Genomic DNA, 15,679 nt, shown 5'->3' on the forward strand with positions numbered 1-15,679 from the left:
AAAGAAAAACACTCAGGCTCACACTGAAAAGGATCAGCAGCAATCTGAAAAAAAGGTGATGGTATAGTTTTATATTTTTAAACATTTAGGAATGGCTGATGTTGTATTTTTCCATGCGACGGTACAAAGCGGCTCTCGATAAGCCAAGCTCTTCAGCCGATTTACTGATGTTGTATTGGTGTTTTGAAAGGACTTTTTCAATGGTGTTTTTCTCGATATCTGAAAGCGGAATGTCTTCACGGTTTTCGTAAGTTGTAACGTATTCTAAATCTAAATCCGAAGCAGAAATGGTTTGGTCTTCACAGAGAATTACGGCACGCTCGATGCGGTTTTCCATCTCTCTAATGTTGCCGTTCCAGGCGTGTTTCTCAATTTGTTCCAATGCTTTTCTGCTGAAAACAATAGCATTACGATCGTATTTATGGATGATTTTTTCTAAAAGGAAATGGGCTAACGGAATCTTGTCTTCCTGACGGTTTCGTAGTGAAGGTAACGTAATTTCCATCGTATTGATGCGATAATATAAATCTTCACGAAAGTTTTTTAGCCTCACTTCTTCTTTTAGATTCTGATTTGTTGCTGCAACAATCCTCACATTCAAAGTACGAGGCTTGGATTCGCCCAAACGTGTAACAGCCTTGGTTTGGATAACCTGCAATAATTTGGATTGCAAATGCAGTGGTACATTTCCGATTTCATCTAAAAAAATAGTGCCGTTTTGTGCGTTTTCAAAGCGTCCTGCAGTGTCATTTTTAGCATCGGTAAATGCCCCTTTTACATAACCAAAAAGCTCGCTTTCAAAAATAGTATCATGCAACGAACCTAAATCGACATGAACAAAAGCATTATTTTTCCGACGGGATTGTTGGTGAATGTATTGTGCCATTACATATTTTCCGGTTCCGTTTTCACCCAAAATCAATACATTGGCATCGGTTTTACCTACTTTTTCGCCCAAACTATAAGCCTTTTTGATAACTTCAGAAGCACCAATAAAAAACGAATCAATGTTGGTGTTCTTATCTGTTTTCTTGGTAAGCTTTCTCGATTCCTCTACTGCTTGTTTTACGGTGTGAATCAATTTTTCATTTTCCCATGGCTTCAAAACATAATCAAAAGCACCGTTTTTCAACCCTTCAACAGCAGTTTCTACTTTGCCAAATGCCGTCATCAGAATCACCACCGTTTTTGGGGAAAGCGTTTTAATCTCTTTGAGGAAATACAATCCTTCACGACCATCTTCAAAACCGATGCGGTAATTCATATCCAACAAAACAACATCAATATCGTTTTCAGTCAATAACTGAAGCACATTTTTGGGATTATTCAGTGTAAAAATGGTTTCGAAATGTTTCTTCAAAAGCATTTTTGCAGCAAAAAGAATATCTTCTTGATCATCGATGACTAAAATATTGGAATTCGTCTTTTTCATTTACTGTTCGGTTTCGCACAAAGGGTGTTCGATAATGAACACTTGATTTTTCAAATTGTTTTTAAATAGTACATTATCAGTGGTTTATCAGTTTTAAAACTTTGGCACAAAATTGTATTTATAGGTATCAAAGAAAGTATAATGGACACTATCATCAATCGTAAAAATAACAAAAAAAAGTATCTGACCATAGCTGTTGTGGCAATTCTGGTTTTGGGTTTTGCTGCCTTTTCAATGATAACTAAAAAGCGCAGTTATAACGTTAAGAAGTCTGAAATTACTATCAAATCAGTGGAAGTGGATTTCTTTGAAGATTTTATGACTTTTCAGGCAAGAGTAGAACCTATGAATTCGATGTTAGTCAATATCGTTGAAGGCGGTTCGGTGCAGGAAATATTTGTTAGTAATGGCGATAGGGTTATCCAAGGACAGCCTTTGGCCCGATTGTATAATCCGAACACGGAACTCAATTATATGCAGCAAGAAACGGCCATCATCGAGCAAATCAATAATCTCAATAAAGCGAAGTTGGATTTGCGCAATCAGGAATTGAATCTGGCTAAGGATCTAATCGCTATTGAACACGATTTTCAAGATGCCAAAAATCTATATGATTTAAATCAGAAATTATTCGCTCAGGAAATTTTGGCCAAAAACGAATGGGAGAAAACGCAGGAGAATTTTCGCTTTCAAAAGGAACGCATGAACATTATCAAGCAAAGCGTCACCAAAGAAAAGCAGGCAAATCAAATTCAGATTGGCCAACTGAATCAGTCCATCAGTATTATGGATAAAAGTTTGGGTGTTTTGAGAGTCAATAAAAAGAATTTCTTAATTGTGGCGCCACTTTCGGGAAGATTGTCATCATTTGAACCGGTTTTGGGACAAACCTATCAGCAAGGAGAAACGTTAGGTAAAATTGATGTGATGAAAGGCTACAAACTGATGGCTGATGTAGATGAATTCTATTTGCCAAAGGTAACTCAGGGTCAAAAAGGAACGGTTGATTTCAACGGAAAAGATATTGCAGTGGTCATTGCTAAAGTTATTCCCGAAATAAAGGGTGGAAGGTTTCAAGTGGAACTGAATTTTATAAGTAAAGAGAATTTAGATTTGCGACAAGGCTTAAGCTTTAGTGTACGATTGACGTTGTCTGAAAAAACAAAATCTACCGTACTCTCCAAAGGCAGTTTCTATCAGGAAACATCGGGCAAATGGATTTTTGTAGTACACGGCAACAAAGCCGAAAGACGCGCTATTGAAATTAGTAGAGAAAATCCGCTGTATTATGAAATTGCCAAAGGCTTAAAACCTGGCGAGAAAGTAGTAACTTCATCTTATAAAGATTATCAGGATGTCGAAATTTTAAATTTAGAATAATCATCAATAAAAACGAACACTATGATACAAATCAAAGCACTTTCTAAAGTTTACAGAACCGAAGAAGTAGAAACCAAAGCACTTAGCGGCGTTTCAATCACAATCAATCAAGGCGAATTTGTTACCATCATGGGCGCATCGGGAAGTGGGAAATCGACACTTCTGAATATCGTGGGACTTTTGGATAGCGCATCAGAAGGAAGTTACCAGTTGCTCAATCAGGAAATGGTAGGAATGAAGGAACCTGAAAAATCAAAAATCAGAAAGCAAAATATTGGCTTCATCTTCCAAAATTTTAATCTGATCGACGAACTTTCGGTATTCGACAACATCGAACTTCCCTTAATTTACAATGATGTTCCGGCATCAGAGCGAAAGAAAAAAGTAGAAGCCATTGCCGAACGACTCGGAATTTCTCATCGATTACGCCATTATCCACAGCAGCTTTCAGGTGGTCAGCAGCAGAGAGTTGCGGTTGCCAGAGCCTTAATTAACGAACCTAAGGTCATTTTGGCTGATGAGCCCACTGGGAATTTGGATAGTAAAAACGGGAATGAGGTGATGGAATTACTCACTGATTTACACGCCAACGGTGCAACAATTCTGATGGTTACACATTCAGACTATGATGCCTCTTTTTCACAAAAAACTATTTTTATGAAAGACGGAATGATTCTTTCTGAAAAGCTAAATAACAGAAACGTTGATGTTTTTGTATCTTAAAACAAATTTAAAAACAGTATTATGTCAAAAGTAATCACAACAACTGCCGCCGTTTTAATGAGTTTCATCGCTTTTTCTCAAGTTTCGGAAAACCGAACGGTTGGCCAATTTTCGAAGTTAAAAGCCTCTAATGGAATCCAGGTTTTTTACACAGTATCCAATACAACAAATCTCCGAGTAGAAACCGATAACAACGAAAAAATCCAATTCATCAAGACAGAAGTAGAAGGGGAAACCTTGAACGTGTATGTCGACACTGGAAGTGAACATTATAAAAGTTCCAAGAATCGAAAAGGCAGGAATATCAATGGCGTTAACTTTCAAATTCTTAAAGTATTCATCACTGGCGAGGCTTTGAGAGGTATTAAAGCCAGTTCCTCAGCCGATATTAAAATCGAAAATCTAAATGCTGCGGACGAGATTGCGCTAGCCGTTAGTTCTTCCGGCAGTATTTCAGGAAAATTTGATGGTGATGATATTGCTATTGATGCCTCTTCCAGTGGTGATTTCGAGGGTACTATTAACGCTAAAAATATTGAAGTTGAAACCAGCAGTTCCGCCGATGTTGACCTCAATGGAAAAACGATAAAACTTACCATTAAAGCGAGCAGTTCGTCAAGTTGTGATGCGGATAAATTATTGGCAGAAGATGTAACCGCCACCGCGAGTAGTTCTGCGGATATTGAGGTTTATGCCTCCAAATCAATCGATGCCAAAGCTTCTTCGAGTGCTGATATCAACTATTATGGCAATCCGGCACAAGTAGTAGCTGATAAAAGTTCTTCAGGTTCTGTTACTAAAAAATAAAATATATTATGAAGATTTTCAAGAGCATACCAGTCTTACTTTTAGTTCTTTTCATCACAAAGGCAAAAGCGCAGGATGACATCCCAACACTTTCGGGCAAAGTCACTATTTCTATAAAAGAAGGAACTTTTGATTGCGATGTGACTCTAAGCAATATTCCACCTTTGAAAGACTATTTTTTACGATTGAATTCGGGGATGAATGTATTGCATTTTCACAGTCTGAAACCCAAAGATTTTTTGATAGGTTATGATAGATCATTAAAAGATACGACAGCAACCGGTGAAGCTAATGCCTATTTTTTTCCGGATAATACCGGAAAAGGCAAGTATTTGCCGAAAGAAATCCGGATGAAATACACCGGTAAATTTCCGGTAGCGACCGATACCATTGAAAATTACAGCCGATCCGACTGGAAAGGAAATATAGCATTCAATGGATATTCTGTTCGAACTGATGGAAGTCAAACTGCATGGTATCCTGTATTGTATGATATTGAAAAAGATAAGGCTTACAGCGAAATAAAATATGATATTGAAGTAGCTTGTAGCGACTGTACCACTTTGTATGTCAACGGAAATCTTCCGGTAAAAGCAACTCAGTCAAGATTTAAAAGCGATGTACCTAAAGAACTCAGCTTGTATTGTGGCAATTTTGATTTTAAAAATCGTGGCGGAACTTATATCCTCAACCCAAATTTGACCGATGAACAGTTTAGCGAGTTTTGTAATCTCACCAATTCCTATCAGAATTACTACGAGAAAAAACTCGGAATTCCTTTTGGAGGCGCAGTGACTTTTGTAAATACGACACCAACTTCAATCAGGAATTCGTGGCTCTTTGTAACCTATCCGACTATTTTTAGTATTGGTCATGGTGAAAATGGACTGAAAAGCCTGTTTAATCCTAAAATACAAAATTGGTACCGCCCTTTTATAGCACATGAATTAGGACATTATTATTTTGGCACATACAAAGTCTTCAATTCGGAACTTGGTGATATGATGAGCGAAGGGTTTACAGAATACCTTTCACTTCAGGTCACGCGGGATATTTTGGGGGAAGAAGTTTACCAAAAGAAAATAAACGAAAAACTGAAAGACCTCGAAGGTTTTGAACCAACGGCATTTTCCAAGGTGAATTCTAAAGACGATTATAAAGACCGAGAGCTTTACGTTTACTATTATGCACCACTATTATTTACGGCCATCGAAAAAGAAATCGGACCATCAAAAATGTGGCAATGGCTCGGAACACTTCTCAAAGAAAAAACAGATTTTACCAATTATGCTTTTCTCATCAAATCGCTAGAGACCACACTTCAAAATAAATCAAAACTAGAGAACATCAAGTCAAAATATTTCGAATCAGAGGTGTCTCTAAAAAACATACAATCGGCACTTAAATAAGGCCTAATCATCAATCATCATCAAAAATCGAATACATCATGATAAAAAATTGGTTGCATATATTTTTATTTCAAATCAAAAACAACAAACTGTTTACAACGCTCAATATCTTGGGACTAAGTATTGGTATGGCGGGTTTGATTTTTGCCATTCTGTATTGGAATGATGAGCAAAGCTACAACGAGTGGAATCCCGGAAAAGAAACTGTTTTTCAGTCGATAAACAAAATAAGCGCGACCGATTATTGGGCCAGTAATGTAGCGCCTTTAGAAGCTAATTTAAAAACGGACTTCAAAGAAATTGAGTCGTATTGTTATATGGATAATTGGTATTACGAAGAAATTATTCAATATCAAAACAAGAAAGAAATCGTTAAGATTACCGATGCTCAAAAAACATTCTTCGAAATCTTTCCGTTCAAATTTCTTCAAGGGAACGGTAAAACTGCTTTAAAAGACAATACCAGCATCGCCATTTCAAAAGAGACCGCCGAAAAATTGTTTGGAACTGAAGTGGCTTTTGGAAAAATTGTAACCTATTCCGGAAGAAAATTAGTGGTTAGAGGGGTTTATGAAATTCCGGGAAAATCATCGATGCAACCCCAAGCCGTGACCAATTTAATTGATAACCGACTCTTGGCGGAAAAGGACAATTGGGGTAATTTTAGTTTTGGATTGCTATTGAAGTTTAAAAACCCAAATGACAAAGACAAAGTGATTAAAAAAATAGAGCATTTAATGTTCGAAAATCGCATTGTTAGGTGGGCAAAATCAGAAGGGATAACTGTAGATGAATGGCTGAAAAAAAACGGAGGAGATGAGTTAAAAGTAATCTTAGAACCTTTGAAGGATGCCCGACTACATTCCATCACCGAGGGTTATGCTGAAGGAAGAGGGAATTATCAGTTTTTGATGATCATGGTAGGCTTGTCAATCTTGATTTTAGTACTATCTATTGTAAATTACATCAATCTAGCAACCGCAAATGCTATAAAAAGAGCCAAAGAGGTTGGTGTTCGAAAAATTCTGGGAGCGTCAAAATCCAATATTGTGAAGCAATTTATTTTTGAAACCATTTTAATTACCTCATTATCCATTTTACTGGCTTTAGTAATTGTCGAATTGTCATTACCCTATTACAATGAGTTTTTAGGAAAGAAATTACTCATTTTTGGCCAACAATTCTACCTGCAATTGGTCTTTGTTTTTCTAGTTACTATTGTTGTTGCTGGAATTTTTCCTGCGGTTTATGTTGCTAATTTTGAGACCTTAAAAGTACTTAAAGGGAACTTTGGCCGAAGTAAAAGCGGTGTATGGTTGCGCAACGGAATGTTGATTCTTCAGTTTGCCATAGCTACTTTTTTTATCATTGGATCTTATATTGTTTATCAGCAAATACAATATATTGCTACAAAAGATCTCGGGTTTAAAGGCGATCAAGTGCTTTCCATTTCTTACCGAAATATTTACGATTGGAAAGAGGATGGTTACAAACAAAAAGTCTACAACCGATATAATAGAATTAAAGCCGAAGTTTCCAAAATCAATGGAGTGGAGCAAGTGGCAACTGGAGCTTTTAGTTTTGGTTCTGGAAGCGGTTCTACTTCTGGTTTTTCGTATAAAAATAGCGACAACATTCAAGGAAGAAATATGGGAGTCGATTTTGGAATGTTGGAAATGATGCAAATCAAAATCAAAGAAGGACGCAGTCTGTCTGAAAAATATGCTTCAGATACCATAAGTTCCATGCTTGTTAACGAAACGGCTTTGAAAATGATGGGAGAGAAAAATCCAATCGGTAAAGACGTGGCTTGGAATGGTAAAAACCTTAAAATTATTGGTGTTGTACAAGATTTTAATTTGTTTGGACCTCAAGAGAAAGTGCCTCCAATGGTCTTTTTTCACTTCAAAACGGTAGATTGGATGCTGCAAAATGCCAATAAAATTCACGTTAAGGTAAACTCAAAAAATCTCGAAAAAACCATAGCGGACATTGAAAGTTTTTGGGTCAAAAATGTAGAAACAGATTACCCTTTTAGTTACGATTTTGTAGATAAGGAATATGCCAGAACCTATGAAACGTATGTCAAACAGAGAAATCTATTTTCACTTTTAAATGTGATCGTAATCTTAATTGCCCTTTTCGGATTGTTTGCCTTGGCGTCTTATTCTATTCAAAGACGAATGAAGGAAATTGCCATCCGCAAAACATTAGGGGCAGAAACGAATGTGTTACTTAAGGAACTTTCGAAACAGTATGTGGTTTTCTGTATTGTCGGGTTTTTAATCGCGTTGTTTCCTGTGTATTATCTCTTAAACAAATGGTTAGAAAATTTTGCATTCCGAATCGAGATTAGTGCAGTACCGTTCGTGGTTGGGTTCGTTGTTTTGCTGATTTTGACCTTAGTAGTTGTGCTTTCCAGAGCGTATCAAGCCACAAGACTAGATGTTTTGAAATATTTGAAGTATGAATAAATCTATTTTGATAATAGTTTGCGTTGCGATATTTTGTCCTTCTGTTTGGGGTCAGGATAATTCCTGGTCCTTACAGAAATGTATCCATGAAGGGATGAAAAATGCTATCGAAATCAAGATGCAGCAACTCAGCGTTAAAAAATCGCAAAAAGAACACAATTCGATTGCCAATCAAGTATTGCCTGTCATTTCTTTTACCGGAACTCAAAGTTATAACTTCGGCTCCACCATCGATCCTGCAACCAACGGAAGGGTAAGTTCAAATATTCAAAATGATAATTTTTTCCTTAACGCTCAAATGAATCTGATCGATTTTAAGGCTTTCGCCAATGCCCAAAGGACAAGAATCAACATCGAAAAAACAAAAGCGGAATTGGCGGTTATCGAAAATGAATACCAACTGCAGTTGCTCGAAAGCTACTTCCAAGCATTATTTACGCAGGAATTGCTCAAAATTCAAAAAGAACAGTTTCAAAATTCACGTTTCAATTTAAACCGAGTACTGAAAGAAGTCGAGATAGGCAGCAAACCCAAAAGCGATTTGTACGATATGCAGCTTAGTTTTGCGCAGGAAGAAATCAAAATACTGGAAACTGAACAATTGTCGGTACTACAGAAGAAGCAACTTTTTCAGTTGATGAATGTAGAGAACAAAGGTGTTGCTGAGGTTGTTTTGGAATATGCAATCGAGCCTTTCGAAAGCAAAGAATCAGCTGCAATTTCAAATCCAAAAGTCCGATTTGCTGAGCTAAATCATCTAGGCAATCAGAAAGAAACGCTATGGGAACGCGCCAACAATTTACCTAGTCTGACCACCTTTTACGGATTTTCAACCTTTTATTACAAACCTCTAAACCAGTCCGCTACCGTGGTGGATAATTTTAATACGCAAATCAGTGACAACAAAAATCATCAGCTCGGAATTCAGTTAAATCTCCCTATTTTCAATGGTTTTAGAAACAACAAACGCATTGCAGCCGCCAAATTGGAAACTGAAAAATCAAAATTCGGTATCGAACAAGAAAAGCTCAAAGTCAAAAATCAACTCGATATCGAAAGCCAAAACAAAGCCAACTATGTTCAGTTATCGTCCAAGTTAAAGGAGATGAAGACCTATGCAGAGGCTTCTTTCAGGACTTCTCAAGCCAAGTTTAGCTCAGGAAGCATTGACGCTGTGGTCTTTTCATCCGTTAAAAATCAATTGCTTTCAACCGAGTACGATTTGCTTAAAAACACCTTACAGCAACAATACATTACGCTCAAAATCAGCCTAATTCAGGGCAATACTTTGTAAAGAGTTATTCCTTATTTTTTCATAAACATTTTCAATTCTTTAGCGATTGTTTCAGTACAATTCGTATTATCTTTGCAGTCTGTATTCAGTCTTAATAAAAAAAGAATGGAAACAGCTAATAGCAAGCAAACCAATGAAATTAGATAGAAAAGAAATCCTTGCTGCACTGGAAACCATAACCATTGCAGGTGAAGGGAAGAATATGGTAGAAAGCGGTGCGGTAAAAAACGTACTGACTTTTGGCAACGAAGTTGTGGTTGAATTAGTAATTGCCACTCCGGCCATGCACATAAAAAAACGTGCCGAAGACGATATTAAAAAACTAATCCACGAAAAATTTTCACCCGAAGCGGTAGTGAAAGTAAACATCAAAGTGGAAACGCCAACTCAAAATCCAAACGAGATTAAAGGAAAAGCCATTCCGGGAATCAGTAATATTATAGCCGTAGCTTCCGGAAAAGGTGGTGTTGGAAAATCAACCGTAACAGCCAATTTAGCAGTGACTTTAGCCAAAATGGGCTTCAAAGTAGGGGTGTTAGATGCTGATATTTACGGACCATCCATGCCGATTATGTTTGATGTAGAAAACGAAAAACCAATTTCGATAGAAGTGGATGGCAAGTCTAAAATGAAACCTATCGAAAGCTATGAAATTAAATTACTTTCCATCGGATTCTTCACATCACCAAGTCAGGCCGTTATCTGGCGTGGACCAATGGCTTCCAAAGCATTGAATCAAATGATTTTTGATGCTGATTGGGGACAGTTGGATTTTATGCTTATCGATTTGCCTCCAGGAACTGGCGACATCCATTTGTCCATCATGCAATCGCTACCCATCACCGGTGCTGTTGTGGTGAGTACGCCACAAGCTGTGGCCTTAGCAGATGCCAAAAAAGGAGTATCCATGTTTTTATCAGAAGCTATCAACGTTCCAGTTTTAGGAATCATAGAAAACATGGCTTACTTCACACCGGAAGAATTGCCCAACAACAAATATTATATCTTCGGAAAAGAAGGCGCTAAAAACCTGGCTGCCGACTTACAAGTACCCTTTTTAGGAGAAGTACCCTTGGTACAAAGCATACGCGAAGCCGGCGATTATGGCAGACCTGCAGCTTTGCAAACCGCATCTGTCATTGAAGGCGTTTTTGAAGAAATCACCCGTAATGTAGTCCAAGAAACAGTGAATCGCAACGAAAGTTTACCGCCCACAGAAGCAATTAAAATAACAACGATGGCGGGCTGTTCTGCCGTAAATAAAAAATAGATATTCAGACCTTTTAGACTACTTAGAAAACTAGACACTTTAGAAAAAAAATCTAAGAAGTCCAAAATCTAAGAATTCTAAGCGGTCTAATAATCTAATAATCTAAAATGTCTAAATTATGACACAAGAAGAATTGACCTTAAACATCGAAAAAGCATTAGATGAAATCAGACCTTTTCTGAATTCAGATGGTGGTGATATTAGTTTGGTTTCTGTAGAGGATCAAAAGCATGTCAAAGTTCGTTTGATGGGAGCCTGTACTTCGTGTAGTTTGAGTATCAGCACGATGAAAGCTGGTGTTGAAACTACCATCAAGAAGTATGCGCCACAAATAGAAACAGTAGAAAACATTGCCTAACGCTAATAAACCATAATAGTATGAAAACAAAGTTGATACTAATAGCTTTAACAATACTTTGTTTTGCTAATTTACATTCTCAAAGAAATGGATTTGAAAAAGGATATTTTATTGATAATAACAATAGTAAAATAGAAGGTTTCATAAAAAATGAAGAATGGAGTTATAATCCAACTGAAATTTTGTTCAAAGCAGACGAGAATTCAAAGTCACAGCTCATCTCAATAACAGACTTCAAAGAATTTGTTGTTGGTGAGGAGTATAAGTTTAAAAAAGCATCGGTTAAAATTGATAAATCGCATGATAGTTTTGAACAAGCTACCGGAGTAAAAGCGTTAAGTTTTGTCGATGATTATTTATTGCTTAGAATTCGAGTTGAGGGAAAAGCTACTTTGTACAGTTATAGATCTGAAACCTACACCCGTTTTTTCTTTAGTATAGATCCATCAGAGATAACACCATTGTCCTACAAAGTATATTATGATGATCAAGAAAAAGGTTATCGTAAAAATGAAACTTATAAGCAGGAACTTTTGAATAATTTAAAGTGTGATAATATTACACAAAATGATGTAGATAGATTAGAATATAACATAAGCAAATTATCAGATTTTTTTTCCAAATATAATCTTTGTTCAGGTTCGACCAATAATGAAATTAAGATTAAAAAAAACGTCAATACTTTTGAAATTTATGTAAAAGCTGGAGTGGGAATTACGAGTTTTACATATGATGATAGAGGTGATATCGAGTTTGATGATAAAACTAAATTCAAATTTGCGGTTGAGGCTGAGATCAATTTGTCAAATAAAGCAAAAAATTGGTCGTTCTTAATTGAGCCAGCATATCAATCATACAGCAATACAGGTCAATATCCAACCAGCGGGACAAAAATTGCTGTTGATTATAAGTCTATCGATTTATCCTTAGGTTTAAGAAAGTACTTTTCTTTAACTACAAAATCCTCCCTTTTTTTAAATGGTTACATGACTTATGGTATTACAACAAAATCCAAGATTAGTTCAAGCTTTTTAGAAATATCAAAAACGCTTAATCCCTCATTGGGTTTTGGTTATTCCTATAACCAAAAATATAACATAGAATTACGCTATGAATTTAGCAGAAATTTATTCAGAAGATATGCTACTATTGATTCCAGTTTCAGTACTGTTGGAGTAGTAGTTGGATATAAATTTTTATAGTTTTAAACTTGATAATGATAAAAATCATATAATTTAAAACGGAGTTTCTCAATCTTTGCAGCAAAAGAAACTTCGATAGTATGCCAAGAAAAAAGATGATAGAAACAGATATACTGATAATCGGTGCAGGACCAACTGGACTTTTTGCTGTTTTTGAAGCCGGATTATTAAAACTTAAATGCCATATTATAGACGCCTTACCTCAAATAGGCGGACAATTAGCCGAATTATATCCTAAAAAACCCATCTACGATATTCCTGGCTATCCCGAAGTATTGGCGGGCGATTTGGTGTCTAATTTGATGGAACAAATCAAGCAATTCCAACCCGGATTTACCTTGGGCGAAACGGCACAAACCATCGAAAAATTAGAAGACGGTACTTTTATAGTGACTACTAACGAAGGAACCAAACATCACGCCAAAGCCATTGCTATTGCTGGAGGTTTAGGAACTTTCGAACCTAGAAAACCGATTCTGAAAGATTTGGAATTTTACGAAAAAGAAGATAGAGGTGTAGATTATTTTGTCAAAGACCCTGAAAAATATCGAGGTAAAAATGTAGTTATTTCCGGTGGCGGTGATTCTGCTTTAGACTGGAGTGTTTTTCTTTCAGATGTTGCAGCTTCAGTGACCTTAGTGCACAGAAGGAATGAATTCCGTGGCGCTTTAGATTCTGTTGAAAAAGTTCAAGAGTTAAAATCGTCTGGTAAAATCAAATTAATCACACCTGCAGAAGTGGTCGGTTTTAAAGGCTCAGAACGCCTTGAATCGGTAGATATCGAAGTCAATGGAGCCCGAATGAATGTAGTAACCGATTATTTCATTCCACTTTTTGGCTTGACTCCAAAACTCGGTCCAATAGCCAATTGGGGATTGGAAATAGAGAAAAACGCTATCAAAGTAAACAATGCTTTAGACTACCAAACCAATATAGATGGTATTTACGCCATCGGTGATGTCAATATTTATCCGGGAAAACTAAAATTGATTTTGTGCGGTTTCCACGAAGCCACTTTAATGTGTCAAAGTGTTTATAATCGTATCAATCCAGGTAAAAAGTACGTGCTAAAATATACCACCGTTTCGGGAGTAGACGGATTTGACGGAACGAGAAAAGAAGCCGAAAAAGCTGTAGTAAAATCGATTGACTAAAATGCCACAAGACATTACCATAAAAATCACCGACCGTGACGGGGTACTTCATGAAGTACAGGCGCCAACAGATATGAACATGAATATCATGGAACTTATACGTGCCTACGAATTGGCTCCCGAAGGAACCGTTGGTATTTGTGGTGGCATGGCGATGTGTGCCTCTTGCCAATGCTATATATTAAACGATGTGATTTCTCTTGAAAGAAATCCCGATGAGGAAGCCATGCTCTGGGAAGCCTATCATGTCAAAGAAAATTCGCGTTTAGGTTGTCAAATTCCAATTACCGAAGCCATTGATGGTCTCGCAATTGAGATTGCTCCGGAACAGTAACTTCATAAAAAAGCTTGGTACTAATTTACTACCAAGCTTTCCTGCTTAACTACTTATAAACCATTCTTATTCTATTATTATTTTATGGGTTGTTTTGAAACCGTTATTTTCAATGGTAATAAAATAAATTCCAGATAATTGCTCAGTTACATCAATTTGGATTTCGTTGTTGTAGAGATTTTCTTTTTTAAGAATAGTTTGCCCATAGATAGTTGAAAGTGTGATAGAAGCATTATTAAAAAAATGGTCCTCAACTTGAATCGTTACTAGGTCCTTAACTGGATTTGGATAAATTTTAAACTGTTTTTTTGTTTGAGTTACAATACTCAAATTTAGGGGTAGTCCATAGCGAAATAATTTATAGTTAGGATTTGATCCTTCAAAATATAAAGCGTCGTTGTATTTGAACAAATTGCCATAACTATTCATTGAGCCAACATCAATCAAAGTAATATTTTCTGCGCTATCACAACTCCAGAAGCGCCCATTGATGGTGCCAAAATTACTTAAATTGGGAACAATAATTAACTTTCCATTGATGTCAGTAAAAGGCTGTACGCTGGTAAATGAAGTGTTAGGTAATTCCGGGAATGAGGTTGTTCCTGCTGGAGTTCCATCAGATGACCACAATAAATAATCACTTCCAAAGTACAGTTTGTTATTAAAAACAACCATTTTGGTAGTAGCTGCATCTATAGACAAATTCCCTTTGACCAACAATGTTCCCGATGAGGTTCCGTCTGTTCTCCAAAGCTGATCAGGAGTCATAAAATACAAAACCGAGTTCAACATCGTTTGATTGTGCATATACAAAATGCCTGAAGCGCCAAGTTGTGTGTCTTTTACCAAAGAGGTAATTCCGGTGGTGGAATTATGAACCCAAAGTTCATTTCCTACGCTACCATTATTGGCTAAGAAAAATAGTTTATCATTAACAACAAACAAACCAGAAGGATTGCTGCTTAATCCTCCCGGATTAATATCGCTTACTATGCTAGTGCCATTGGTTGTTCCGTCAGAGCTCCACAATTCGGTTCCATGAGTGCCATCGTTGGCAGTGAAATATAGCTTATTGTTGAATGGGGTTAAATTTTGTGGTTGAGAAGAATTATTGCCTAGATTAATATCTTTTGTCATAAAAGTGCCTGAAGGAGTACCATCAGTTACCCATAATTCACGATTGAGCGCAGTGTTGGTCAGAGCCGTAAAAAACAACTTATTTCCTGCAGCCGTAAAATTTTGAATGAAATTGATATTCCCATTGAACATGCTACTTGGATCGATTTGTTTGAGTAAAACCGTTCCTGTTGTTGTTCCGTCCGAAATCCAAAGTTGTTCCCCATTATTGGTAAAACCTTCAAAAATTAGTTTATTATTCAGAACACCATAGTTTTTCGAATCGTTGAAAACAGGTCCGGAAGATTGACAATTATAATTTAACATTCCTGCACTTGCTCCAGTATTGATGTCTTTTACCAATTGAGTTCCTGCAACTGTTCCATCGGTTATCCAAAGTTCCAATCCATGGGTTCCATCATCGGCTGAAAAAAACAATTTACTGTTGATGGTTGCAATAAAATAAGGATTAGAAGAATTAAATCCACTATTGATATTTTGAAATAATGACGTTGAACCTGTTGCTGGATTGCACGACCATGGCTCAATACCGTTTGTTAATCCCGAACCAGCATCAAAAAAGATAATGTTGTTTAGCACTTTAAAAGTAGGGGAACAATGTTGACTACTCGAATTAATAATGCCTAATTCTTGAAGAATTTCTTGTGATGACACGAATTGAAATAACAAGCAAGAAATAGCAATGTACATTTTCTTATTCATTAT

At 36.6% G+C, this 15,679-nt stretch carries 13 protein-coding genes; 11 read left to right on the forward strand and 2 right to left on the reverse strand.

Going from position 1 to position 15,679, the window contains the following annotated elements:
- Positions 1-85: 85 nt before the first annotated feature.
- Entirely contained in the window at positions 86-1,432 is a 1,347-nt protein-coding gene (locus ACULEU_RS01505) for a sigma-54-dependent transcriptional regulator (RefSeq protein ID WP_445453694.1), read from the reverse strand.
- Positions 1,433-1,573: 141 nt separating this feature from the next.
- Between ACULEU_RS01505 and ACULEU_RS01510 the strand changes: the two genes are divergently transcribed.
- From ACULEU_RS01510 to ACULEU_RS01560, 11 genes are all read left to right on the forward strand, one after another.
- On the forward strand, positions 1,574-2,812 hold the full coding sequence (locus ACULEU_RS01510) for an efflux RND transporter periplasmic adaptor subunit (RefSeq protein WP_445453695.1): 1,239 nt from the start codon (positions 1,574-1,576) through the stop codon (positions 2,810-2,812).
- 21 nt (positions 2,813-2,833) lie between these two features.
- Positions 2,834-3,535, forward strand: coding sequence for an ABC transporter ATP-binding protein (locus tag ACULEU_RS01515; RefSeq protein WP_445453696.1), 702 nt, complete (start codon positions 2,834-2,836; stop codon positions 3,533-3,535).
- Positions 3,536-3,556: 21 nt separating this feature from the next.
- Entirely contained in the window at positions 3,557-4,342 is a 786-nt protein-coding gene (locus ACULEU_RS01520) for a head GIN domain-containing protein (protein WP_445453697.1), read from the forward strand.
- Positions 4,343-4,350: 8 nt separating this feature from the next.
- Positions 4,351-5,751 (forward strand): hypothetical protein, encoded by a 1,401-nt coding sequence (locus ACULEU_RS01525; protein ID WP_445453698.1) that lies wholly within the window; start codon positions 4,351-4,353, stop codon positions 5,749-5,751.
- Between the two features lie 38 nt (positions 5,752-5,789).
- Positions 5,790-8,225 carry an ABC transporter permease gene (locus ACULEU_RS01530; RefSeq protein WP_445453699.1) on the forward strand — a complete coding sequence of 812 codons (2,436 nt, stop codon included), beginning with the start codon at positions 5,790-5,792 and terminating at the stop codon, positions 8,223-8,225.
- Entirely contained in the window at positions 8,218-9,519 is a 1,302-nt protein-coding gene (locus tag ACULEU_RS01535) for a TolC family protein (RefSeq protein ID WP_445453700.1), read from the forward strand. Before ACULEU_RS01530 ends, ACULEU_RS01535 begins: the two co-directional genes overlap by 8 nt.
- A 133-nt stretch (positions 9,520-9,652) precedes the next feature.
- On the forward strand, positions 9,653-10,789 hold the full coding sequence (locus tag ACULEU_RS01540) for an Mrp/NBP35 family ATP-binding protein (protein WP_445453701.1): 1,137 nt from the start codon (positions 9,653-9,655) through the stop codon (positions 10,787-10,789).
- A gap of 118 nt (positions 10,790-10,907) precedes the next feature.
- The gene (locus ACULEU_RS01545; RefSeq protein ID WP_445453702.1) at positions 10,908-11,147 is read left to right on the forward strand and encodes a NifU family protein; all 240 of its coding nucleotides are present in this window, start codon (positions 10,908-10,910) and stop codon (positions 11,145-11,147) included.
- Between the two features lie 20 nt (positions 11,148-11,167).
- Positions 11,168-12,349: a hypothetical protein gene (locus ACULEU_RS01550; RefSeq protein ID WP_445453703.1), complete on the forward strand. Its 1,182-nt coding sequence runs from the start codon at positions 11,168-11,170 to the stop codon at positions 12,347-12,349.
- Between the two features lie 95 nt (positions 12,350-12,444).
- Positions 12,445-13,503, forward strand: a complete 1,059-nt coding sequence (locus ACULEU_RS01555) for an NAD(P)/FAD-dependent oxidoreductase (RefSeq protein WP_445453704.1) — start codon at positions 12,445-12,447, stop codon at positions 13,501-13,503.
- A gap of 1 nt (position 13,504) precedes the next feature.
- A complete protein-coding gene (locus ACULEU_RS01560; protein ID WP_445453705.1) occupies positions 13,505-13,837 on the forward strand; it encodes a ferredoxin in 333 nt (110 codons plus the stop codon).
- Positions 13,838-13,903: 66 nt separating this feature from the next.
- On the opposite strand, the gene ACULEU_RS01565 is transcribed toward ACULEU_RS01560, so the two are convergent.
- Complete coding sequence (locus ACULEU_RS01565) at positions 13,904-15,676, reverse strand: ELWxxDGT repeat protein (RefSeq protein WP_445453706.1); 1,773 nt, start codon at positions 15,674-15,676, stop codon at positions 13,904-13,906.
- Between the last annotated feature and the right edge of the window lie 3 nt (positions 15,677-15,679).

The sequence above is a fragment of the Flavobacterium sp. 25HG05S-40 genome (assembly GCF_052654735.1).